The following is a 21,982-nucleotide window of genomic DNA, read 5'->3' as shown; positions in this document are numbered from 1 at the left end:
CATGCGCAAACATGTCGAAGGCCGTGACGGTACCTGCCGGGTTGGCGGCTGTGGCAAACCAGCTTTCCTTAGCCAGTTGGATCATCGGCATAACTGGGCTGAAGGCGGGCCCACCCACCCGAAGAACCTAGCGTGTTTATGCCAGGGTCATCACAACATGAAAACTGATGGCAGCCTCAAATACCTGCTGGACCCGTATAGCGGGGATGTCATCTGGCTATATGAAGACGGTACTTGGACTATTACCGAAGCTGACGGGCCGCTAGCACCAAAGCAGAAGCGGTGGGCACAGACCGTAGCCCAACACATCACCGCCACCAGGAAACGCGTGCGTGAGGAAGCCCAACACTTAAAACAAGAACTCGACGACTACGCACAACAACAAGCCCAAGCCAAAGCAGAAGCCAAGCATGAGAGCAAGACCGACGCTGATGCCGGCACCGACGACATCCCCTTCTAACCCCGTCGTTTCAAACGACGAAACCCGCCCAAGGAAACTGAAAGGAAAAGAGAAAAACTACGAACCAGCGAACACACACCGTCGGATAAAACGACGAAGCAAAGCCACAGCCCAAAGTCCAGCACCGTCGAATCAAACGACGGCTACACCGCCAGGCTCTAGCCGAGGCTCCCGACTGCTGGCGAAGGGGCCGGCTGGTCTTCGTCATGCCGGTTAGGATGGAGTGAATGCAGATCTACATTGCTTCAGTGCCCGTTGATGATGTTGCCCGCGCTCACGACTTCTATGTCAATACGCTCGGATTTCGAGTGAAGGCTGACGTAACCCACGGAGACTTTCGATGGCTCACGGTCGCCAACGCTGAAGGCCAAGGGGATATGGAGCTCCTGCTCGAGCCCAAGGCACTCCCCGCGGCCAAGGACTACGCAGAAGCACTCAAGGCTGATGGTATTCCCGTCACCCAGTTCCTATCTGCAGACGTGGAGAGAGAATATAGCGAGCTCACTGAAAAGGGAGTGCAGTTCACTATGGGGCCTACCGACGTCGGCCCCTCCACCATCGCCGTCTTCGATGACACCGTAGGAAACCTCATCCAACTGGTACAGCTCAAGAAATAGAGAATAAAGAATGTCACACTCACCATCTTCCGTCGCCGTCATCGCAGCCATTAGCGCCGTATGCGTGATGCCTCTAACTGCGTGCGCGGAGCGCGGGTCAGACACGACTCCAGCGCCGCAGTTCAGTGCACTTCCTTCTAGCTCCGCCGCCACCGATGCGCCGGAGCCGCCGCCCAGCGACACGCAGGCTGCTCCCTCACAGCAGGGCGCAAACGTTGCGGCCTTTGCGGGGATGGGGACGGCTGCGCTCGATGACCAACACCACATGCCGGATCAGTTGGGCGGTCTCACTCCGACGGGCGTGCGCGTAGGCGATCACGACGGTTTCACGCGGGTGGTGGTTGATCTCGAAGGTGAAGGTGAGCCCGGCTGGTTCACCGCCTATACCGATGAACCTCGTCAACAGGCATCAGGTTATCCAGTCGAAGTAGAGGGAAACACTTTTCTCAATCTGGGGATCGAGGGAACCCCGTGGCCTTCCACACCGGAGCTCGAAGAAAAGTATATGAAGCCGGGAACTACTCCCGGTACCGGTGTGGTGAGCGAGGTCGTATACACCACCTCATTCGAGGCACAAACCCAATTGATCATTGGACTACAGAAGAAGACGCCGTACTCGGTGACTTTCCTGGAGGACCCTAAGCGGCTCGTACTCGACTTCCAGGATTAACAACGTGTGCAGAAACGATAAGGGCCCTGCCCCCAGCTAATTCCTGGGTTACAGGGCCCTTGTTCTAGGAGGTCCTAACAAGGAGGTCCTAACAGTCCTAGCTAGTCTGGGGATTAATCCTCCTCGACTGGGACCAGGGAGATCTTGCCGCGGTTATCGATGTCGGCGATTTCCACCTGAATCTTATCGCCAACGTTGACGACGTCTTCGACCTTTTCAATGCGCTCGTCGCCACCCAGCTTCGAGATGTGCACTAGGCCATCACGACCCGGGGTCAACGAAACGAAGGCGCCGAAAGCCACGGTCTTCACCACGGTGCCGAGGAAGCGCTCGCCCACCTTCGGCAGCTGTGGGTTAGCAATGCTGTTCACGCGGTCGATGGCAGCGTCAGCGGCTTCACCCGTAGCGGCCGAAATGTAGACGGTGCCGTCTTCCTCGATGGAGACATCGGCGCCAGTTTCCTCGGTGATGGCGTTGATGGTCTTGCCCTTCGGGCCAATGAGCTCACCAATCTTGTTCACCGGGATAGTCACCGAGGTAATGCGCGGAGCCAGGCCAGACATCTCGTCCGGCCCCTCGATGACCTCAGACATCGTGTCGAGGATGGCGGCACGGGCGTCGCGGGCCTGTTCGAGGGCGTCGGCAAGCACGTGCGATGGAATGCCATCCAGCTTGGTGTCCAGCTGCAGGGCGGTGATGAACTCGGAAGTACCGGCAACCTTGAAGTCCATATCGCCGAAGGCATCCTCAGCACCGAGGATGTCGGTGAGTGCCACGAACTTTTCCTTGCCGTTAACTTCACCAGAAACCAAACCCATGGCGATACCCGCCACTGGGGCCTTCAACGGAACGCCCGCGTTGTAGAGGGACAGGGTGGACGCACAGACGGAACCCATGGAGGTAGAACCGTTGGAACCAAGGGCCTCAGACACCTGGCGAATGGCGTAGGGGAAGTCCTCACGGGAGGGGATCACCGGCAGCAGCGCGCGCTCAGCCAGCGCACCGTGACCAATCTCGCGGCGCTTCGGGGAGCCTACGCGACCGGTCTCACCGGTGGAGTACGGCGGGAAGTTGTAGTGGTGCATGTAGCGCTTGGACTCCACTGGGGTCAGGGAGTCGATCTGCTGCTCCATCTTCAGCATGTCCAGGGTGGTCACGCCTAGGATCTGGGTCTCACCACGCTCAAACAGGGAGGAACCGTGAGCACGCGGGATGAGGTCAACCTCTACGCCGAGGTCACGGATATCGGTCACACCACGGCCATCGATACGGAAGCCCTCAGTGAGGATCTTGGCGCGCACGATGTCCTTCATCACGGCGTTGAAAGCGTTGCGGATCTGCTTGGATGCATCGGCCTCATCGAGGTCATCAAAATCGTCGATGAGCTTAGCCTCGACCTGCTCCATGAACTCATTAGTGGCGTCATCGCGGTCCTGCTTGCCCGGGATGGTGAGGAGCTTCTCCAGCTTCTTGGCGGCTGCCTTTTCGACGGCCGCATAAACATCATCACCGTAGGGCGGGAAGAGCGGGAACTCCTGCGTCTCCTTGGCTGCACGCTCCGCCAGACCTGCCTGCGCTTCACACAGAGACTTGATGAAAGGCTTCGCCGCCTCCAGCCCCTCAGCCACGGTGGACTCCTGCGGAGCCGGAGCGCCGTCCTTAATCCGCTCGGCTACGTTCACACCCGCGCCGGCCTCGACCATCATGATGGCGACGTCGTCCTTACGGCCCTTCTTCACGATGCGACCGGCAACGACCATCTCGAAGAGAGCACGCTCGTGCTGCTCGTTGTTCGGGAAGGCCACCCACTGGCCCTTCGGGTGCTTGTCATCGGCAATCAGTGCCATGCGCACGCCGCCCACCGGGCCGGACACCGGCAGACCGGAAAGCTGGGTGGCGGCGGAAGCACCGTTGATGGCAACGACGTCGTAGTACTCCTCCGGGTCCATGGAAAGGACCGTGACAACGACCTGGACTTCGTTGCGCAAGCCCTTCACGAAGGTTGGGCGCAGCGGACGGTCAATGAGGCGGCAGGCCAGGATAGCTTCGGTGGAAGGGCGTCCCTCACGACGGAAAAAGGAGCCCGGGATCTTACCCGCGGCGTACATGCGCTCCTCGACGTCCACGGTGAGCGGGAAGAAGTCGAAGCCTTCGCGCGGCTGGTTGGAGGCGGTGGTCGTAGACAGCAGCATGGTGTCCTCGTCCAAGTAGGTGGTCACGGATCCACCCGCCTGGCGAGCCAGCTGGCCTGTCTCAAAACGAATGGTGCGAGTGCCGAAATCGCCGTTATCCAGGGTGGCGATGGCCTCGGTGATTCCGTAATCGTCGTCGATAAGGAACTCGACGGAATTGTTTGGTTGCTTCTTAGCGTTCTTAGCGCTCATGTATGAAACTCTCCTTGGAGCTGTCATGGCGATCTTCGGTGCCGCCTCTTCTTCGATGTTTTCTGACAACGTCCAAGGATTTTAGCAGATGAGACAAGAAAACCCCCGCACACAAGGTGCGGGGGCCAAAAGTTAAGCGCTTAGCGGCGCAGACCCAGGCGAGAAATCAGGTCGCGGTAACGGTCAACGTCGTTAGCGGCCAGGTACTTCAGCAGGCCACGACGGCGACCAACCATCAGCAACAGACCACGGCGGGAGTGGTGATCGTGCTTGTGATCCTTGAGGTGCTCGGTCAGGTTGTTGATGCGGGAAGTCAGCAGCGCAACCTGTGCCTCCGGGGAACCGGTATCGGTCTCGTGCAGGCCGTACTCCTTGAGGATTTCAGCCTTCTTCTCGGTGCTCAAAGCCATGGAAAATCTCCTATTGTATTTCAGTCCACATGAAATGTTGCGCCATGAGGCGCTGCCCGTGACTACTGTGGACCGCAGTCAGCAAGCCGAAGTAGAAGTATAGAGGCTGCCGAGCTTCGACATCAAATCATCAACAAAGCGCGCGTCATCTACCGCAACGGCCACACGGGTGGTGGGGTTATCCAAGCGTTCCGGGTCACCGATTGTGCGGCCAGTATCCTCACACCGCAGATTGAGGTCGAGGCAGGTGACCAGCGAGGGATCGGCAGCCACAGCTACCGCTAAAGGGTCGTGGAGCCCGCAACCGCCAAGGTGCGGAGAGGTCGTCTTGTAGGCGCGAATGTAGTAGTCCACGATGTCTGCGTAGATACGACCAGTGGGTGTACCGCGCCATTGCTTCGTGTGCTCCCTGGTGAGCAACGTGCGCAGCGTGACATCGAGCCCCACCATCGTGAGGTCCTGAGCATGGCGGAATACATAGTCCGTGGCTTGGGGATCTTGGAAAACGTTGGCCTCGGCATAAGGAGTGACGTTCCCGGGTACGGTCAGCGCCCCACCCATCATCACGATGCGGGCGTTGCGGGCAAAGTCCGGGTCTTTGCGCATGGCGGCTGCAATGCTTGTCGACGGCCCCGTCGGCACGATAACCAGATCCTCGCCATGCTCACGGACCGAACGGATAAGAAAGCCCACTGCGTCCTCGTATGCCTTGCGGCGCGGCGGAGGCAGAAGTACTTCCCCAAGGCCATTGCGGCCATGGATGAAAGCAGAAATGGGAGCAACGCTAAAGCCCGGCCGCGTCGGACCGATGAAGACGGGGACATCCTCGGCGTCGAGAAGCTCGAGCAACGCCAGCGAGTTACGCACGCCCAACGCCACCGGAACGTTTCCATAGGTACCCGTAACCCCGATCAGCTCGAGATCGGGGTGCGCTAAGGCATAGGCGAGCGCAAGGGCGTCATCAATTCCGGTATCAAGGTCGAGGATGATCTTCATTTAAACCTCGCGGGCAAGAATTTCACGAACTCGGGCAACGTCACGTTCCATAGCTGTCAGGAGCTCCTCCACGGAATTGAATTTCTCCATGTCACGCACATGGTCGACGAAATGCACGGTGGCTTCGTGGCCGTAAAGGTCAGCGTCGCGGTCCAGCACGAAGGACTCCACCGAACGCTCCTCGTCACCAAAGGTAGGGTTGGTGCCTACCGAAATGGCTGCGGGATAAGGAATGCCGGGCTCCATGTCACCTTCCAGAGGGGCGCCGGTGGGCTCAACCACGAACCAGCCCGCGTAGACGCCATCGGCTGGAATGGCGACGGATTCCGGGAAATACTGGTTAGCGGTTGGGAAACCAAGCTCCTTTCCACCACGTCCTGCACCACGCACAACGGGCCCAGTCACCGTGAAATGACGCCCCAGCGCCCAATTGGCGCGCGCAATATCGCCCTTGGCAAGGGCGGCGCGAATGTTGGTGGAGCAGATGCGCTCGCCGTCGTCGTCAAGCAAGGGCACGATGTCAACGCCGAAGCCGAACTCAGCGCCGAATTCCGCCAGCGCCTCCGCGGTGCCGGACGCGCCCGCGCCAAAGGTGAAGTTCTCCCCCACCACGACGTGCTCTGTGTGCAAACGCTCCACCAGGAGATCCGTCACATAGTCGCGCGGCTCGACGCCCCGGAGTTCTTCGGTGAAGTCGATGACGAGCACGGCCTCGATGCCCATTTCTTCCGCCAGCTGCATGCGACGCTCGAAAGTGATCACGGAGAGAGGAGCGCGCTCCGGCAAGAATACGGAGACTGGGTGCGGATCGAAGGTCACCATGACCGCGCGCTGTCCATGTCTGTGCGCGTGCTCAACGGCCTTCCTCACGAGCTGTTGGTGCCCGCGGTGCAGGCCGTCGAAGACACCAATTGTCACCGAGGTCGGGCCAAGGTCAGTGGGGATGCTATCGATTCCGTACCAAATATCCACGGGCACCATGCTATCCCACTGCGGCCGGTGCCCTAGACTGCAGGGCATGACTGATCCGCTCGAACGTTCCGGCCTCGTGGTCGTCGACAAACCCGCCGGCATGACCTCGCACGACGTCGTGGGAAAACTGCGCCGCTTCTTCCGCACCCGCAAGGTGGGGCACGCAGGCACGCTTGATCCGATGGCTACTGGAGTGCTCGTCGTAGGCATCGAGCGCGGCACCAAGTTTCTTGCCCACATGGTGGCCTCCACCAAGGCCTATGACGCAACGATTCGTCTTGGCATGGCAACCCACACCGACGACGCGGAGGGGGAAGCAACGTGGGGCAAACCGGCAACCGCAGTGGAGGATTCCGCCATTGCGCGAGAAATTGCTGCCTTGACCGGCGATATTATGCAGCGCCCAGCAGCGGTCTCCGCCATCAAAGTGGATGGCAAGCGCGCGCATGAAAGGGTGCGGTCAGGTGAAGAAGTTGAGATCCCCGCGCGCCCAGTGACGGTCAGCCGCTTCGATATCCTCGATACGCGGCGCTGCGGCGAGTTCATTGATTTGGACGTGTCGGTCGCGTGTTCTTCGGGAACCTACATCCGCTCGCTGGCTCGGGATCTGGGTGAGGCCCTCGGCGTCGGCGGGCATCTCACCGCCTTGCGCCGCACGGAGGTGGGCCCTTTCACGCTTGACGACGCCCTCCCCCTCTCTGCTCTCGAGGACTCCCCGACGCTGTCCCTGAGTCTCGATGAGGCTCTCGCTCGCAGCTATCCGGTTTTAGAAGTCACCGATGATGAGGCCCAGGCCCTGGCTATGGGCAAGTGGCTGGAGCCGCGTGGGTTGAAAGGCACCTACGCGGCCGTCGATCCGCAGGGACGGTCGATCGCCTTGATCAAAGAAAAAGGAAAGCGCTTAACCACGGTTTTCGTCGCGCGGCCCTCGACGCTTTAATGACCCGGTTTACCTGTCAAAGTTGAGCGCTGGAACGGCAGCAGAAACGATGACATAGCCATCCCGGATGATCCAGTGCCCCGTAATGAACGGCACTGGAGTCGGCCGTGCCAAGAGGTAAGAGACCAGCGTTCCGTCTAGGCGCAGGTCAATTTCCGCTTGGTCAAAATCAAGCCACCGCCGGGTCATGGGGAACCACGTCTTGTAGGTGGCCTCCTTGGCACAGAACAACAGGCGGTCCGGGCAGGAAATACCCGCCGCTTGTAACTGAGCCAGCTGCGGCATCTCCCCCGGCCGAGCGATCATCGTCAGCACATGCTCCGGCAAAGGCTCCGCGGGTTCGGCATCCAGCCCCATCGAGCGCACGTGGGTGGTTGGCGCTGCTACCGCTGCACGCAGGCCTTCGGTGTGCGTCATCGATCCGGTATAGCCCTCCGGCCACAGCGGCATGCCTCGCTCGCCGCGCAGAATCGGCTCATTGTCGGTGTAGTTGAGCTCCTTCAAGGCTTGGTGGGCACACCAGCGTGCATCCCCAAATTCGGACTTACGCACGTCCACGGCTTGGGAGACCACGGAGCGCTCCTCCGGGGATAGGTGGTTGTAATTGAGCAGATCGGTCATCGACTCGTCTGTACGCACATAGCAATAGCGCGCTGACTCCGGGAAGAGGGAAGGCTCAAGCATGCTCTGCCCTCCCTGTCTTCTCATCGATACTCAGCACCGGATATGGCCACGGCTGGAGATGCCCGTGCGCTTGCCACTCACGCGGATAGCCCAGAGACACCTCAATGTGGTCTACTCCATCAATGTTGGCTCGGTTAGGCATATGGAGGTGACCGTAGATGACCGCCTTGGCGTTGTAGCGCCGCGGCCAGGAACGCGTGTGGCGGGTTCCACACCACAACGCCACCTCGGGCCAGCGCAGGTACAAGGTTGGCTCCTGCACCAGTGGCCAGTGATTGATCAGGACGGTCTCGCCCTCAACCCGTGATAGGCGCTTGATGGAATACGCCAAGCGGTCCCAGCACCACGCGCGCACATCGACGAACGGGGCGATAGCAAATTCATCAGTCATGATGATCTGCTTCTGCTTCGCGCTCGCAAGCGCCTGCTCTACCGTCGTTCCCGGCGGACGAAAACTGTAGTCATACAGCGTAAAAAGCGGGACGACAGTAACCCCTCCAAAAACCGGGAAAGGGTCTTCTGGGGTAACCACGCCAATCTCCCGGCAGCCTTCCACGAGCCGATCGTATTTTTCACGTCCCTGATACGCGTCCTGGCCGCGGGAGAAGAGCTCGTGATTGCCGGGCACCCAGATCACGGTGGCGTAGCGGTTTTTCAGCCGCGCCAAGGTGTTGATGACAAGGTCAATGCGCTCGGCCACATCGCCCGCCACAATCAACCAGTCATTCGGATTCGGCGGAACGAGTTCCTCGATACGGTCCCCGTTGACTCGCACCGCCGCGTGGAGATCGGAGACAGCCCACAACGTGGTCATAGCGCCTCCTTCACACAAACATTCTCTCTACTTTTACCACAGGGCTAGACCTGCGCCCACCGCATGGAGTAGAAGCGCCACACCACGCCCACCATGCGGATGAGGATGAACGCGGCGATTCCGCCCCACACCCCGGTCAGGCCGGTGCCGAAAACCAGGGCCAACCAGACACCGGGGAGGAAGCCCAAGAGCACCGATGCGAGGGTGAGCGTGCGGAGGAAGGCTGCGTCCCCAGCGCCTAGGAGAACGCCGTCTAGGGCGAAAACGACGCCGCCAATAATGACGAGGAAAGTCATAACCCACCACGGGCCGGAAATGACCTCGAGGACCTCCGGGCTCGTAGTAAAAATCTGCGGAATGACACCGGCGCCGAGGCCTAGTACCGCTGCGAGCGCGAGGGAGAAAGACGTCGAGTAGAGCGTCACCTTGGTTCCCACCGTGCGGGCATAGCGCGCTGACCCTGCCCCCAATGCCGCGCCGGTCAATGCTTGGGCAGCGATAGCGAGGGAATCCAGAACGAGGGACAGGAAGTTCCACATCTGCATCATGATTTGATGCGCAGCCAACTGGGCAGTTCCGATACGCGAGGCCACCGCTGCCGCCGACAAAAATGCCACTTGGAAACTCAACGAACGCACGATGAGGTCACGCCCCAACACGAGCTGCCGACGCACAACGCTCCAGCGGACCTCCCACGAACCGGCATGCTCGCGGCGCAGCTCCGCCACGAAGAACGCCGCGATGATCCCCATGCCCAGCACCGTGGCCAGAGCTGAGCCCGGCAGACCCCAGAAGTGCACGAAAATAGGCACCGCGATGGCGCCAGGAACCATACCTGCAAGGGTGAAGTAGAGAGGCTTGCGGGTGTTTTGAACACCGCGCATCCAGCCGTTGCCAGCCATGTTGATGAGGGTAAAAGGAATAGCGACGGCCGCGATTCGCAGCCACTGTGCTGTCCCCCGCGCCGTATCTGGATTGCCAGTCAACCACAGCGCAAAGACGCCGGCAAAGAGCCACATGATGATAGCGAGCACCAACCCCACGCCCACGGCAACCCACGTTGCTTGCACGCCCTCCGCCACAGCCTCTTCCCGCTTACCCGCACCGAATAAACGAGAGGCTCGCGCGGTCGTGCCATAAGACAAGAAGGTCAGCTGGGTCGTGACCACGGAATGTAGCGTGGCCGCAGCTCCCAGCGAGGCCAAATCCTCCGCTCCAAGCCGGCCCACCACCGCGGTATCCAGGAGCAAATAAAGCGGCATCGCCGCGAGAACGCCCAGAGCGGGCACAGCGAGGCGGAAAACCTCCGCGGCAGAAACCTTGACTGGTTGCTCGGAAGCCATTTAGGACAACGCACCTACCAGCTGCGCGATAACCTCCTCGGGCGTTCCGTGCGCGGTATAGCCAGCAGCCGGAACATGCCCACCGCCGCCGAAGGTGAGGGCCACTTCGGCGCAGTTGACCGCAGAGGAACGCAAAGATACTGCCCACACATTGGGCGCCTGTTCCTTGAAGACCACTCCAATGTCAGTGCCCTTCAATGCGCGGACATAGTCGACAAAAGACTCAATGGCGGAATCGGCATGAGACGCGACTTCCTCATGCGGCACGAAGAGAACCGCCAGGCGGTGCTCCCCTGCTTCCTCAATTCTGAGGCCTGAGAGCACACGTCCGATCATCTGCAGGTCATCGGCCGTGCTGGAGTCCATGAGTTCCAGCGCAATCTGCTTGGTGTCGAGCCCATAGAGCATCAGGCGCGCAGCGATATCATGCATCGCTGGGCGGCCCCACCGGAAGTTACCGGTATCGGTAACAAGGCCCGCGTACAGGCAGTGCGCGATGACGCGATCGATCTGGATGGAAAGCCTATCCAGGATATCGAGCAGAACCACCGTGGTGGACTCACACACTGGATCCACCACGTTGATGGCACCAAAGCCGTCGTTAGAAGCATGGTGATCGATACATAGGACGCGGCCGACGGCGGCCATTTTCTCGAGCCCCTGCGCTACCGAACCTGTCCGTTCTATCGAGCCACAGTCCACAGTGACATAAAGGTCGTAGCCCTGCGGAAGCTCATCCACCAACTCAATCTCGTCCACGGTAGGAATGGAGAATAGGTTGGCGGAAATATCGCGGCGCTGCCCGATCACGGTGCGGGTCTGCTTCCCGCGCTGGCGCAGCGCCAAGGTGAGGGCCGCCGCAGAGCCGACAGCATCGGCGTCTGGGCGCAAGTGCGTGATAATGCAAATACTGCTGGCCTGCACCAGAGCATCAACTGCGGCTTCGTAGTTGGTTCGTGACACTTAGTCCTCTTCCTTATCCGAGGTCTTGTACGGATTCGCATCACCAGCCGGCTGCGTGCCTTCCTTCAACTTGGCCAACTCCGCATCGCGGGCACGGGCGCGGGCGAGCAAATCCTCCATGTGAGCGGACGCCTCGGGGACAGTGTCAAGTTCAAAGGACAGCGTCGGTGTAAAGCGAACCGACAGTTCGTCGCCCACAATCTTGCGCAACTGCCCCTTAGCTCGCGTGAGAGCCTCGGCAGCCTGATCGTAATCCGGCTCGGATTCGATATCCGCGCCGCGCACCGTGTAGTACACGGTGGCATCGTGCAGGTCACCCGTAACGCGGGCATCCGTGATAGTCACAAGCTCAAGGCGACGATCCTTAATCTGGCGTTCAATAGCGCTGGCAACGATTGTCTGAATGCGCTTTGCCATGCGCGCGGCGCGTGCGTGATCAACCATGGTGAAGCTCCTTTGCGTACGGGTACTGGCAACTAGTCTAGGATACCGATTCTGCACCTTTCGGCCGAAATGATTAAAGCCCAGCCAGGAATGTTTCCTGGCTGGGCTTTTTATCCGAGCGCTCTTAGTGAGCGGAGAGCTCAGATGTGATTAGTCGCGGGGGACCTCGACTTCCTCGTAGGCCTGGATGATATCGCCTACCTGGATGTCCGGGTAGGACAGGACCATACCGCACTCGTAGCCGGCGTTGATCTCGTTTGCGTCATCCTTCTCATGGCGCAGGGACTCGATCTTGGCATCGGAGACGATGACGTTTCCGTCGCGCACGAGGCGAACCTTGCCGTTGCGCTTGACCTTGCCCTCGGTGACCATACAACCGGCAATGGTGCCGACGGCGGAGGACTTGAACAGCGCGCGGATCTCCGCCGCACCGGTATCCCGCTCCTCGTAGATGGGCTTGAGCATGCCCTTGAGAGCTGCCTCAACCTCTTCAATGGCGCGGTAAATCACGGTGTAGTAGCGGATGTCAACGCCCTCGGCATTCGCTTCCTCCGTCGCCTTGCCTTCAGCGCGAACGTTGAAGGCGATGATGACGGCGTCGGAAGCCGCAGCCAGGCTGACGTTGGTCTGCGTCACAGCACCGACGCCACGGTCGATGATGTTGAGCTGAACCTCGTCGTCGACCTCGATGTCCAGCAGGGCATCTTCCAGAGCTTCGACGGAACCGGCATTGTCGCCCTTGAGGATGAGGTTGAGCGTCGAAGTTTCCTTGAGCACTGCATCCAGATCCTCGAGGGAGACGCGCTTGCGGGCCTTGGCCTGCAGAGCAGAACGCTTACGCGCGTCACGCTGTGCGGCAATCTGGCGAGCGACGCGGTCATCTTCGACAACCAAGAGGTTGTCGCCGGCACCAGGCACGCCGTTGAGACCCTGCACCTGGACCGGGCGGGACGGGCCGGCCTCTTCCACGTCGTTGCCAAACTCATCGAGCATACGACGCACACGTCCGTGCGCATCGCCAACCACGATGGAATCACCAATGCGCAGCGTACCGCGCTGAATGATGACGGTAGCCACCGGACCGCGGCCACGGTCGAGGTGAGCCTCGATGGCAGAACCCTGCGCATCCATATCCGGGTTAGCGGTGAGCTCGAGTGCAGCGTCCGCCGTCAGGATGACAGCCTCCAGCAACTCGTCGATGTTGATGTTGTTCTTCGCGGAGATGTCCACGAACATCGTGTCGCCGCCGTATTCCTCCGGCACCAGACCGTACTCAGTGAGCTGACCACGGATCTTATCCGGGGAAGCTTCCGGCTTATCAATCTTGTTGACCGCGACGACGACCGGGATGTCCGCTGCCTTGGCGTGGTTGATCGCCTCAATGGTCTGCGGCATCACGCCGTCATCAGCGGCGACCACCAGGATGGCCAAGTCGGTGGACTTGGCACCACGGGCACGCATGGCGGTAAACGCCTCGTGGCCCGGTGTATCCAGGAAGGTGATGGTACGCGGGCCATCCTCGAGATTCACCGTGGTCTGGTAGGCACCGATGCCCTGGGTAATGCCACCGGCCTCACCCGCACCTTCGTTGGTCTTACGAATGGTGTCCAGAAGGCGGGTCTTACCGTGGTCAACGTGACCCATCACGGTGACGACTGGCGGACGCTTCTCAAGGGCTTCTTCGCCGCCCTCGTCCTCACCGAACTGCAGGTCGAAGGACTCGAGCAGCTCGCGGTCCTCGTCCTCCGGCGAGACGACCTGGACCTCGTAGTTAATCTCCGAGCCCAAAAGCTGCAGGGTGTCCTCGGAGACGGAGGCCGTAGCCGTCACCATCTCGCCGAGGTTGAACAGTGCCTGAACCAATGCCGCGGGGTCCGCACCGATCTTCTCGGCAAAGTCAGCCAGGGAGGCACCACGGCGCAGGCGAACCACCTTGCCGCCGCCGTCAGGCAGGCGTACGCCGCCTACCTCATGCTTCTGCTGCTCTTCAAACTCGTGGCGCTTCTGACGCTTCGACTTCTTGCCGCGACGCGGTGCGCCACCAGGGCGACCGAATGCACCAGCGGTACCACCGCGGCGACCGCCGCGTCCGCCACGGAAACCACCGTGGCCTGGGCCACCCTGGCCCGGTCCGCCGCCACGACCACCTCGGCCGCGACCGCCACCGCCGCTGCCTGCGGCCTTCGACGGCATGCTGGCCGGGTTCGGATGCGAAGGCATCATGGCCGGCGATGGGCGGCGTCCGCCGCTGCGATTGCCATCACCCTGCGGGCGTGCTCCGCCCTTGCCACCGCGGTTATCACCAGGCTTGCCGGCGGAGCGCTGCCCCTTGCTGCCGCCCGGACGTGGTCCGGGGCTGGGGCGATCGCTCGAGCCGCCCGTGGAGAACGGGTTATTGGCGACGCGACGGGTACCACCAGGCTTCGGCATGGAGCGCGGTGTAACTGCGCGCTCGCCAGGCTTGTCCGCATTCTTGCGCTGTGCACCCGGCTTCGGGGCACCGCCCGGCTTAGGCGCAGTTCCCGGCTTCGGGGCGCCGCCCGGCTTGGGAGCGGCACCCGGCTTCGGCGCTGCCCCCGGCTTCGGACCAGGCTTAGCGGCGGTAGCCGGCTGCTTCTCTGCTGGTTTCTTCTCTGCCGCCTTTTTGGCAGCAGAAGCCGGGGAGGCTGCCGGCGCGGTTTTCTCCGCCGGCTTGTCGTTGCCACCCTTAGCTTCATAATGTGCGCGCATCTTCTTGACCACCGGCGGTTCGATGGTCGAGGATGCGGTCTTGACGAACTCGCCTTGTTCCTTCAGCGTGGCGAGTAGTTCCTTGCTGGTTACGCCGAGCTGCTTTGCCAACTCGTGTACACGTAGCTTTCCGGGCACTTGTCTCCTCTTTAATCTTTCTAGGAGCCAAGGCCGCGGAATACGGCTTGACCCCTAGTTAATGGCTATGGACTTTCATCGCTGATGCTGCTTCATGGTTGTGCGCTCATCAGTGTTCGGTCTTCCTTTTTAACTCTGGGTCGCACGGGCTGTTGCCCGCCGACTGCACCTGCTGCCGAGCAGCGAGGTACTCACGTACGTGACCTGTGTCCACGTCTGTGGACAATCGGAGCGCGCGCCTGAAGGCACGGGTTCGCTCCGCCAGCTCTACTGCCTCCAGATCTGGCCTAATCCACGCTCCCCTGCCGGGGAGGCGGCGGCGCGGATCCGGAACAACACGGCTTCCTGTGGGATCGTCCCTATCGGCGACAATCCTGAGCAATTCCGTGTCGGGATGCTTTTGACGCGTGGCGATACAGGTGCGGAGTCGCTGTCCCTGAGACATCCCACTCCTTACGTCGAATCACCACTACTACTACGCCACAGCATTCCTGCATGTGGGCCGTTGTCTAGTCTACGCGAAAATAGGCCAAACCTTTAATCCCACCGCAGGCAGGTTGGAAAGCTAGTCACGAGCGGCATCGGAGTGAATATCAATCTTCCATCCGGTCAGGCGAGCTGCGAGGCGAGCGTTCTGCCCTTCCTTGCCGATAGCGAGCGAGAGCTGGTAATCCGGCACGGTTACCTTGGCTACCTGTGCTTCCTCGTCGAGGATTTCTACGCGCACGACCTTCGACGGTGCGAGAGCATTACCCACGTAGACGGCTGGGTCTTCGTTGTAATCGATGATGTCAATCTTTTCACCGCCGAGCTCACGCATCACGTTGCTGACGCGGGAACCCTTCGGGCCGATGCATGCACCCTTGGCGTTGAGGCCCTTGGCGTGGCCGCGAACGGAGATCTTGGAGCGGTGTCCAGCCTCACGGGCGATGGCGATGATCTCGACTGCGCCGTCGGCCACCTCTGGGACCTCCAGCTCGAAGAGGCCGCGAACCAGCTCTGGGTGGGTACGCGACAGCGTAATCTGCACCTTCGCCCCGTTGCGGTTTACCCCCACGACATAAGCCTTAACGCGGTCACCGTGCTCGAGCTTCTCCCCCGGCAGCTGCTCGGCCGGCAACAGGAAAGCATCCTGCGAATCGTGCTCGGTACCCAATTGCACCACGATAACGCCGCGCTTGTTGGCGTGGATATCGCGCTGGACGACGCCCGACACCACCGTGCCGATCAATTCTGAATAGGAATCATAGGTCCGCTCCGCTTCGTTTTCGCGCAGCTTGCGCAGGATGGCATCGCGGACAGCCTGGGCGCCGATGCGCCCAAAGTTATCCGGGGTGTCGTCGTACTCGCTGACGACCTCTCCGGTCTCCAGATCGCTTTCCGTCACGATGACGGCAACGGCGCCGGTATCGGCGTCGATATCCACGCGGGACTTTGTCCCCTCCGCCTTCGTCTCAGCGGACTCAGCACGGTGATCCAGGTAGGAATACAAAAGGGCACCCGCGATTGCTTCGAGCAGGTCCTTCACCGGGACGCCTCGCTCGCGCTGAATCGTGCGGAGTGCCTCTAGATCAATATTCACTTGTTAGTCCTCTCGGGTTGCCGAGTTCTGCTCGGCGAAGTCGAACGTCTGCATTGCCGCCTCCAGCTCCTGTGCTGAAGGTTGAGCAAATTCAATTTCTACCACTGCACGGCTCACATTTTCCAATCGCTCGACCTGATAGCGCACCTCCTTCTTCACGGTCGTGATGAGCGCCACTGATTCTTCGTCCGCGGAGAGAGCACCGATTCTGGCGACACGGGTGGTGCCGGGCTCGTCGCTCAACGCATAGCCGACCAGCCTTCCTTGGTTCCGACGCCAATGGCGTGGTGCGCTGAGCGGAAAATCCACGCCGGGGGTCGACACCTCTAGGGTGTAGCCTGCCCCAAAGTTAAGAGTGCCCGCTTCCTCCTGTGCATCAAAAAACTCGGAAATCTCCTGCGAAAGTTCCTCGATGAGATCGGAGCTCGGACGCTCATCACCATCAATGCGGATGATGACCTGCGACTTTTTACCAGCTCGTGTAGTCTTCACATCTTCGATGTCGAGGCCGCGTGCGGCGGCAACAGGCTGGAGGATTTCGGTCAGTTGCGCGGGTGTTGGGAATGCCATGCGCTCTAGACTAGGTCACACGGGTAGGGTCTATCGCGTGAACCGCCGAGTAGTTGTGCCCGCCCTCCTTGTCTGCGCCGCCCCATGGTTGGGCGGCTGCCAAGCCACCGACGCGATCGTGGACTATTTTGGCCCCCACGCGGACCCTACGTTGACCTCTCTGGCTCACGATGCCAGCGCCGACGCCCACGCACTGCAGGAACTCGATCCCGATGCCGCGTCCCTGCGCGCGCAGCACGCAGACGAGCTTTACTCCGAAATTGAGCGGCTCTGCGGCCGCGACGAGGAAGGACACGTTCCGCGCTCCTGCGAAGTGAATCGTGAGGGTGAAGCATACGAGGCCACTGATGCGGCTGCCGTGCTTGCCGCAGCTTCTTCATCGATTGAAGAGCAACTTGACGCGGTCTCCCCGGAATCTCGGCCCTTGCTCGTCGCCCAAGCCATCGCAATGGAGGCCCGCTCCACCGATGAACCGGGCGCTGTGCCGGAGCTGACGGAGGATGACGCTGACCTCGCCACCGAACTCTTGGACTGGGAATACAGGCAGGTGTATGCCTTGGACTTTGCTCGTTCCTATGTCACACCTGACGTCGAAGAGCTGGTTGATGAGCGCCTCGCTCTGCACGAGAACCGCGTCCTCGCGCTCCAAGAAGCAGTAGCCAAAATCGGACCAGTGCCACAGCCCGCAGCGGCCTACACCTCGACCTCCGGTGAGCTGCCCGTAGACGCCGCCTCAGCGCGCGCGTTCCTTGACGACGTCGCGCATAGTGACACGGTGACATGGGCCTCCGCCGCCTCACAGGAGGTGCCCGACCAAGCGGCACCCAATGCTGAATGGCGAAGCTGGCTTATTTCTGTAGCCGCCCAATCTCACCGCATCAGTGCAGCTTAATTCCTCCCTCGCGAGCTCGATTTTCCTAAGCTACCGACGTTTGGCGTTTTTTCGGCGTACAGCGACCAGGCATAGCGCATGACCGGAATCTGCAACGGCAGACGCACCGCATGGTAGATCTTCTTGCCGGTTGATGCCTTACCGCTTTCTAAGTCCCTGTAGGCTTGGTAGAAGTTCGCCGGCCACACGGCAGCGAGCAAAGCTAGGGCTGAAAGGCCGCCTGCAGGCCGCGTCGATGGGTTCGCCAGGAGTGCACCGGTCACCACTTCCCAGGCGCCAGAGGTGAAGTTGTAAAAGCGAGCCGACCCTGGAAGCTGTGGCGGGATGATGGACTCGAAGGGCTTCGGCTTAGCAAAATGCAGCACTCCCATGGCAGAGAGTGCTGCAGCCATTGAATATGTCAGTGCGGGGTTGTGGGAACTCATACCCGCGAGCCTACGCGCTTAACGCACCTAGCCGCGGATGAGCTCCGTTAAGGTGTCCACGATGGAGTCTGCGGGGACCTCACGGGTCTCGCCGCCGCGGATGCGCAGCTCGATGATGCCGTCAGCAAAGGCACGGCCCAGGATGGCGATGAACGGCATTCCCAGAAGCTCTGCATCCTTGAACTTCACGCCTGGGGAGACCTTGGGGCGATCGTCGAAAAGCACCTCCACGCCCGCACGGTCCAGATCCTCCACCAGCTTCTGGCCTGCCTCGAGGGCAGCGGCATCCTTGTTCGCTACGGCCACGTGCACCTGGTACGGGGCCACAGCCACCGGCCAGTTGAGGCCCTTCTCATCGTGGCGCTGCTCCGCCAGCACCGCGAGCATGCGCGTAACACCAATGCCATAGGAACCCATGGTCGGCACGGCGCGCTTGCCGTTCTCATCCAGAATCTGGACGTCGAAAGCCTCGGTGTACTTGCGGCCCAACTGGAAGATGTGCCCTAACTCGATACCGCGCTCCAGCGTCAGAGTGCCCTGGCCGTTCGGTGCCGGGTCCCCTTCCTTGACCTCGGCGGCCTCGATGAACTCATCCACAGTGAAGTCACGGCCAGCCACCAAACCGACGACGTGACGCTGCGGGGCATCGGCACCGGTAATCCACGACGACCCGGAAACAACGCGCGGGTCGGCATAAACCTTCACGTCGTGGGCATTAAGGGCACGCGGCCCAACGTAGCCCTTGACCAGGAAGTCGCTCTTCTTGAAATCCTCATCGCTGGCGAGCTCGAACTCGGCCGGTTCAAGCGAAGCCTCCAGGCGTTTTTCATCCAGCTCGCGATCGCCCGGAATGAGGACGGCCGCGAGCTCCCATTCCTTCTCTTCCTCCGTAGCTGCGGGGGCTGCCACCTTGATCATCATGCACTTGAGGGTGTCCGCTGCGGTGACCTCGCGGTCGGCGACAGTAATGCCGGCGCTCTTAGCCCACTCCACCAGCGTTTCGATGGTCTCGGATTTCGGAGTCTCATGCTCCTGTGCCTCCGGCAGGCCGTCGAAGGGGATTTCCTCTGGAGCCTGAGTGACCACGGCCTCCACGTTGGCGGCGTAATCGCCCTCGGTGGCCCGCACGAAGGTATCTTCGCCTACCTCAGACACGGCGAGGAACTCCTCGGAGGCCGAGCCTCCCATCGCACCAGAGGTGGCCTTACAAATCGCGTAATCAATCTCCAGGCGATTGAAGATGTTCTGGTAAGCCTTGCGGTGGCGGGCATAGGACTCATCGAGCCCCTCATCCGTCATGTCGAAGGAATAGGAGTCCTTCATGGTGAACTCGCGGCCGCGCAGCACGCCCGCGCGCGGACGTTCCTCATCGCGGTACTTCGTCTGGATCTGATACAGCGTGACCGGGAAATCCTTGTACGAGGAGTACATATCCTTCACTGCGGTGGTGAACATCTCCTCATGGGTCGGGCCTAGGAGCATGTCAGCGCCCTTACGATCCTTGAGACGGAAGAGGTTATCGCCGTACTCCGTCCAGCGGTTCGACTGCTCGTAGGGTTCGCGCGGCAGCAACGCCGGGAACAGCATCTCTTGGCCGCCGATAGCGTTCATCTCCTGACGGATTACGTCTTCGATCTTGCGCATGGCGCGCAGCCCCAGTGGCAGCCAGGTGTATACACCCGGCGCGACGCGGCGCACATAACCTGCGCGGACGAGAAGCTTGTGGCTGGGGACTTCGGCATCAGCCGGATCCTCACGAAGAGTGCGGAGGAAAAGCTCAGAAAGACGTGTAATCATGGTTGCTCAGTTTACATCGCTAGCATGTAGCCATGCTGATCATCCTCCCTCCTTCTGAGACCAAAGCACACGGCGGCAACGGCGCGGCCCTGAATTGGGACGAGCTTTCTTTTCCCGCGTTGAATCCGATCCGCCAAGAAATCGCTGCAGAATTGTCCTCCCTCGACGTCGATGAAGCGCTGGAAGTGCTCAAACTCTCTGAGAAGCTGCGTGGGGAAGCCGAGTCTAACCGCGAGTTGGCATCCTCCCCGACCATGCCCGCGCTGGAGCGTTTCACCGGCGTGCTGTACGACGCCCTCGACGCCCCCACCCTTCCCCCGGAAGCGCGGAGCTACCTCGCCGTGGGCGATGCGTTATTTGGTCTAGTGCGCGCCGATGATCTCATCCCGCACTACCGACTCTCCGGTAGTACGAAACTGGGCGGGCGGACGCTGAAGTCGCGATGGGGTACGGCCATCACGGATGAGCTGCGCGCGCTTGTCGCCGCAGGCGAGTTCCTCATCGACATGCGCTCGGGCACCTACCAGCAACTGGGCAAGCTCAAGGATGCCGCCACCGTGCGCGTGGAGACGGTGCAAGAGGATGGCTCCCGCAAGGTGGTCTCTCACTTCAACAAGCACTACAAGGGTGAGCTCGCCCGCGTGCTTGCCCTCCACGGTGAAGGCGTCTCCTCCCTCAAGGATGCGGCCAGTGTTGCGCAGGAGGCAGGTATGAGCACCGAATTGCGCGGCACCGAGCTCGTGCTCGTGGTCTGATTTATCTATTTATCAATTTATCAACGCTCGCCGATTTATCTATTTATCAATTTATCTGCCTCCGGAGAAGCGGGGCCATTCAAACCAATGGGTTATAGCGCAAGCTGTTGCGCTTGAGCTCGCACTCAGTGGCAATCGCGATACCGGAGGCAATCTTGCCGCGCTCGCGCAGGCGGAACATGGCATCCACGATGCGATCGCGCAATCCCCAGGGATCGATGGTGTTGATGTACACCTTCGTGCCGCCCTCAAAACCGGCCAGGGTCGATACCCTGAGCTTGATCATCACACGCCACGGCTGCGGCAGATCCACGCTGGGCGGGCGGTGGTGCCACTCTTCATTGCAGGCCACATCCGGACCCACAGCGGCATGCGCTGCGTGGATAAGGTCCGACATCCCGCGAACCTCACCGGGGGTCTGCTCCCAGGGCTCACAGCGCGGCGACTTGGAGAAGATCTCCAGTGTGGGATAGCGGTGGCCAAAGCCGGCGAAGAGAACCGCATAGTCGTTTTCGGCGATAACGAGGTTGCGCTTTGCCGCGTAGCCAACCGCCCAATCGTTGTACATATTCGGGTGCGCCCGCAGAATCGCGTTTTCCTGGTGGGCAGCCATACCTAAGGCGTCAATAGCGACGAGCTGCTTGTGCAGGTGATCGAAGGACGCGCCCGCCGGTGCTAGCCAGTTCTGGAACACGGCGACATAAGAGGCATAGCGGTTGCGCTGGTAGAGCTCGCGCGTCGATTCCGCAGTGAATGTTGTCAGCAGGAAGTGCTCATCGGGGCTCAGCGTGCCGGAGGACGCGAGCTGACTATCATCGACCGCACCCTCCACAAAGTGGCGCGAAGAAATGATGACGTCGTGGCCACCTCCGAAGAAGCCATCGGCGAGGGCGAGCAGGGATTCGTCGTCCAGCGCGGCATCCTTCCCCGCCGCCTTGAGCTTGGTGCGCACCACATTGAGCACATGCAGGCGCCCAGCTTCGTCGGACTCGTAGCGCTCCTTGTGGCGGGCCACGTCGGGGTCCATGGTGAAGCCATAGTTCTCGTGCCAATAGTCATAGGACACGATCTCAAAAAGGTTGGGCACGCGGCGAAAGGCTGGTACGGACTCATCCAGCTCGTGAGGAAGGAGGCCGCGCTGAATCTCCCCCGAAGCCAGAATACGGGACTTTTCCGGTGGGGTATCCAGCATGCGGCCTGAGCAAAAGGCGCAGGTGTGCGTGAAAGCATCGGCCGCCAGCGGTTGTGGGTCCTGTGCTGGATGCGCGAGCGGGCGGTTGCCGCGGCCAGGCACCGTCCACACCTCCGTTCCGGAGAAGGGGTTGACCTGCTTGACGGTCCCATCAGCCATGGTTTGGATGGGCTCGACGCGGCTAAAGAGTGCTTCGCTCATGCA

Annotated in this window: 22 protein-coding genes; 6 read left to right on the top strand and 16 right to left on the bottom strand. The window is 60.9% G+C overall.

Annotation, left to right across the window (positions count from 1 at the left end):
* The 3 genes from HMPREF2565_RS03315 to HMPREF2565_RS03305 form a co-directional block, all read left to right on the top strand.
* The coding region (locus HMPREF2565_RS03315; RefSeq protein ID WP_141745880.1) for an HNH endonuclease signature motif containing protein at positions 1-460 on the top strand (460 nt) is incomplete at its 5' end.
* A 227-nt stretch (positions 461-687) separates the two neighbouring features.
* On the top strand, positions 688-1,077 hold the full coding sequence (locus HMPREF2565_RS03310) for a VOC family protein (RefSeq protein WP_070516268.1): 390 nt from the start codon (positions 688-690) through the stop codon (positions 1,075-1,077).
* A gap of 10 nt (positions 1,078-1,087) precedes the next feature.
* On the top strand, positions 1,088-1,747 hold the full coding sequence (locus HMPREF2565_RS03305; protein WP_070516267.1) for an AMIN-like domain-containing (lipo)protein: 660 nt from the start codon (positions 1,088-1,090) through the stop codon (positions 1,745-1,747).
* A gap of 113 nt (positions 1,748-1,860) precedes the next feature.
* On the opposite strand, the gene HMPREF2565_RS03300 is transcribed toward HMPREF2565_RS03305, so the two are convergent.
* From HMPREF2565_RS03300 to HMPREF2565_RS03285, 4 genes are all read right to left on the bottom strand, one after another.
* Positions 1,861-4,131, bottom strand: a complete 2,271-nt coding sequence (locus HMPREF2565_RS03300) for a polyribonucleotide nucleotidyltransferase (RefSeq protein ID WP_071406866.1) — start codon at positions 4,129-4,131, stop codon at positions 1,861-1,863.
* A gap of 140 nt (positions 4,132-4,271) precedes the next feature.
* Entirely contained in the window at positions 4,272-4,541 is a 270-nt protein-coding gene (rpsO, locus tag HMPREF2565_RS03295) for a 30S ribosomal protein S15 (protein WP_010190317.1), read from the bottom strand.
* A gap of 78 nt (positions 4,542-4,619) precedes the next feature.
* Positions 4,620-5,537, bottom strand: coding sequence for a nucleoside hydrolase (locus HMPREF2565_RS03290; RefSeq protein ID WP_070547207.1), 918 nt, complete (start codon positions 5,535-5,537; stop codon positions 4,620-4,622).
* Entirely contained in the window at positions 5,538-6,518 is a 981-nt protein-coding gene (locus HMPREF2565_RS03285) for a bifunctional riboflavin kinase/FAD synthetase (protein WP_070445677.1), read from the bottom strand.
* A gap of 37 nt (positions 6,519-6,555) precedes the next feature.
* Here HMPREF2565_RS03285 and truB point away from each other — a divergent pair, with 37 nt between their 5' ends.
* Entirely contained in the window at positions 6,556-7,449 is an 894-nt protein-coding gene (truB, locus tag HMPREF2565_RS03280; RefSeq protein ID WP_070547206.1) for a tRNA pseudouridine(55) synthase TruB, read from the top strand.
* A 9-nt stretch (positions 7,450-7,458) separates the two neighbouring features.
* Here truB and HMPREF2565_RS03275 read toward each other — a convergent pair whose 3' ends face one another.
* From HMPREF2565_RS03275 to rimP, 9 genes are all read right to left on the bottom strand, one after another.
* Positions 7,459-8,133: a 4'-phosphopantetheinyl transferase family protein gene (locus tag HMPREF2565_RS03275; protein ID WP_046648085.1), complete on the bottom strand. Its 675-nt coding sequence runs from the start codon at positions 8,131-8,133 to the stop codon at positions 7,459-7,461.
* The gene (locus HMPREF2565_RS03270; protein WP_049155431.1) at positions 8,126-8,947 is read right to left on the bottom strand and encodes a metallophosphoesterase family protein; all 822 of its coding nucleotides are present in this window, start codon (positions 8,945-8,947) and stop codon (positions 8,126-8,128) included. The genes HMPREF2565_RS03275 and HMPREF2565_RS03270 overlap by 8 nt, the downstream gene beginning before the upstream one ends.
* A gap of 44 nt (positions 8,948-8,991) precedes the next feature.
* Positions 8,992-10,290, bottom strand: coding sequence for an MATE family efflux transporter (locus tag HMPREF2565_RS03265; protein ID WP_046648083.1), 1,299 nt, complete (start codon positions 10,288-10,290; stop codon positions 8,992-8,994).
* Positions 10,291-11,253, bottom strand: a complete 963-nt coding sequence (locus tag HMPREF2565_RS03260; protein WP_046648081.1) for a DHH family phosphoesterase — start codon at positions 11,251-11,253, stop codon at positions 10,291-10,293. It abuts the gene before it with no gap.
* Positions 11,254-11,697: a 30S ribosome-binding factor RbfA gene (gene rbfA / locus HMPREF2565_RS03255; protein WP_071406865.1), complete on the bottom strand. Its 444-nt coding sequence runs from the start codon at positions 11,695-11,697 to the stop codon at positions 11,254-11,256. It abuts the gene before it with no gap.
* A 150-nt stretch (positions 11,698-11,847) separates the two neighbouring features.
* Positions 11,848-14,565: a translation initiation factor IF-2 gene (infB, locus tag HMPREF2565_RS03250; protein ID WP_070512680.1), complete on the bottom strand. Its 2,718-nt coding sequence runs from the start codon at positions 14,563-14,565 to the stop codon at positions 11,848-11,850.
* 109 nt (positions 14,566-14,674) lie between these two features.
* Complete coding sequence (locus HMPREF2565_RS03245; RefSeq protein WP_046648078.1) at positions 14,675-15,010, bottom strand: YlxR family protein; 336 nt, start codon at positions 15,008-15,010, stop codon at positions 14,675-14,677.
* A gap of 120 nt (positions 15,011-15,130) precedes the next feature.
* Positions 15,131-16,147: a transcription termination factor NusA gene (gene nusA, locus HMPREF2565_RS03240; RefSeq protein ID WP_046648077.1), complete on the bottom strand. Its 1,017-nt coding sequence runs from the start codon at positions 16,145-16,147 to the stop codon at positions 15,131-15,133.
* Between the two features lie 3 nt (positions 16,148-16,150).
* Positions 16,151-16,717, bottom strand: a complete 567-nt coding sequence (gene rimP, locus HMPREF2565_RS03235; protein ID WP_070515633.1) for a ribosome maturation factor RimP — start codon at positions 16,715-16,717, stop codon at positions 16,151-16,153.
* A gap of 37 nt (positions 16,718-16,754) precedes the next feature.
* On the opposite strand from rimP, the gene HMPREF2565_RS03230 reads away from it, so the two are divergent.
* The gene (locus tag HMPREF2565_RS03230; protein ID WP_070515635.1) at positions 16,755-17,609 is read left to right on the top strand and encodes a hypothetical protein; all 855 of its coding nucleotides are present in this window, start codon (positions 16,755-16,757) and stop codon (positions 17,607-17,609) included.
* On the opposite strand, the gene HMPREF2565_RS03225 is transcribed toward HMPREF2565_RS03230, so the two are convergent.
* Both HMPREF2565_RS03225 and HMPREF2565_RS03220 read right to left on the bottom strand, forming a co-directional pair.
* Positions 17,606-18,034: a DoxX family protein gene (locus HMPREF2565_RS03225; protein ID WP_070515637.1), complete on the bottom strand. Its 429-nt coding sequence runs from the start codon at positions 18,032-18,034 to the stop codon at positions 17,606-17,608. The genes HMPREF2565_RS03230 and HMPREF2565_RS03225 overlap by 4 nt on opposite strands.
* A 27-nt stretch (positions 18,035-18,061) precedes the next feature.
* On the bottom strand, positions 18,062-19,831 hold the full coding sequence (locus tag HMPREF2565_RS03220; protein WP_070547205.1) for a proline--tRNA ligase: 1,770 nt from the start codon (positions 19,829-19,831) through the stop codon (positions 18,062-18,064).
* A 32-nt stretch (positions 19,832-19,863) separates the two neighbouring features.
* Here HMPREF2565_RS03220 and yaaA point away from each other — a divergent pair, with 32 nt between their 5' ends.
* Positions 19,864-20,586: a peroxide stress protein YaaA gene (gene yaaA, locus HMPREF2565_RS03215; RefSeq protein WP_070547204.1), complete on the top strand. Its 723-nt coding sequence runs from the start codon at positions 19,864-19,866 to the stop codon at positions 20,584-20,586.
* A gap of 79 nt (positions 20,587-20,665) precedes the next feature.
* On the opposite strand, the gene HMPREF2565_RS03210 is transcribed toward yaaA, so the two are convergent.
* Entirely contained in the window at positions 20,666-21,979 is a 1,314-nt protein-coding gene (locus HMPREF2565_RS03210) for a DUF4921 family protein (RefSeq protein ID WP_180963892.1), read from the bottom strand.
* Positions 21,980-21,982: the final 3 nt, after the last annotated feature.

Source organism: Corynebacterium sp. HMSC072A04 (assembly GCF_001809235.1).
GTDB lineage: Bacteria > Actinomycetota > Actinomycetes > Mycobacteriales > Mycobacteriaceae > Corynebacterium > Corynebacterium hiratae.
Note: the sequence above shows the minus strand (reverse complement) of the source record. Positions and strands in the feature narration are given on the sequence as shown.

Bases quoted from the DNA above. Each gene is read 5' to 3' on its own strand.
- HMPREF2565_RS03310 (WP_070516268.1), top strand. From the start codon at position 688: ATGCAGATCTACATTGCTTCAGTGCCCGTTGATGATGTTGCCCGCGCT.
- HMPREF2565_RS03305 (WP_070516267.1), top strand. From the start codon at position 1,088: ATGTCACACTCACCATCTTCCGTCGCCGTCATCGCAGCCATTAGCGCC.
- HMPREF2565_RS03300 (WP_071406866.1), bottom strand. From the start codon at position 4,131: ATGAGCGCTAAGAACGCTAAGAAGCAACCAAACAATTCCGTCGAGTTC.
- rpsO (WP_010190317.1), bottom strand. From the start codon at position 4,541: ATGGCTTTGAGCACCGAGAAGAAGGCTGAAATCCTCAAGGAGTACGGC.
- HMPREF2565_RS03290 (WP_070547207.1), bottom strand. From the start codon at position 5,537: ATGAAGATCATCCTCGACCTTGATACCGGAATTGATGACGCCCTTGCG.
- HMPREF2565_RS03285 (WP_070445677.1), bottom strand. From the start codon at position 6,518: ATGGTGCCCGTGGATATTTGGTACGGAATCGATAGCATCCCCACTGAC.
- truB (WP_070547206.1), top strand. From the start codon at position 6,556: ATGACTGATCCGCTCGAACGTTCCGGCCTCGTGGTCGTCGACAAACCC.
- HMPREF2565_RS03275 (WP_046648085.1), bottom strand. From the start codon at position 8,133: ATGCTTGAGCCTTCCCTCTTCCCGGAGTCAGCGCGCTATTGCTATGTG.
- HMPREF2565_RS03270 (WP_049155431.1), bottom strand. From the start codon at position 8,947: ATGACCACGTTGTGGGCTGTCTCCGATCTCCACGCGGCGGTGCGAGTC.
- HMPREF2565_RS03265 (WP_046648083.1), bottom strand. From the start codon at position 10,290: ATGGCTTCCGAGCAACCAGTCAAGGTTTCTGCCGCGGAGGTTTTCCGC.
- rbfA (WP_071406865.1), bottom strand. From the start codon at position 11,697: ATGGTTGATCACGCACGCGCCGCGCGCATGGCAAAGCGCATTCAGACA.
- HMPREF2565_RS03245 (WP_046648078.1), bottom strand. From the start codon at position 15,010: ATGTCTCAGGGACAGCGACTCCGCACCTGTATCGCCACGCGTCAAAAG.
- rimP (WP_070515633.1), bottom strand. From the start codon at position 16,717: ATGGCATTCCCAACACCCGCGCAACTGACCGAAATCCTCCAGCCTGTT.
- HMPREF2565_RS03225 (WP_070515637.1), bottom strand. From the start codon at position 18,034: ATGAGTTCCCACAACCCCGCACTGACATATTCAATGGCTGCAGCACTC.
- HMPREF2565_RS03220 (WP_070547205.1), bottom strand. From the start codon at position 19,831: ATGATTACACGTCTTTCTGAGCTTTTCCTCCGCACTCTTCGTGAGGAT.
- yaaA (WP_070547204.1), top strand. From the start codon at position 19,864: ATGCTGATCATCCTCCCTCCTTCTGAGACCAAAGCACACGGCGGCAAC.
- HMPREF2565_RS03210 (WP_180963892.1), bottom strand. From the start codon at position 21,979: ATGAGCGAAGCACTCTTTAGCCGCGTCGAGCCCATCCAAACCATGGCT.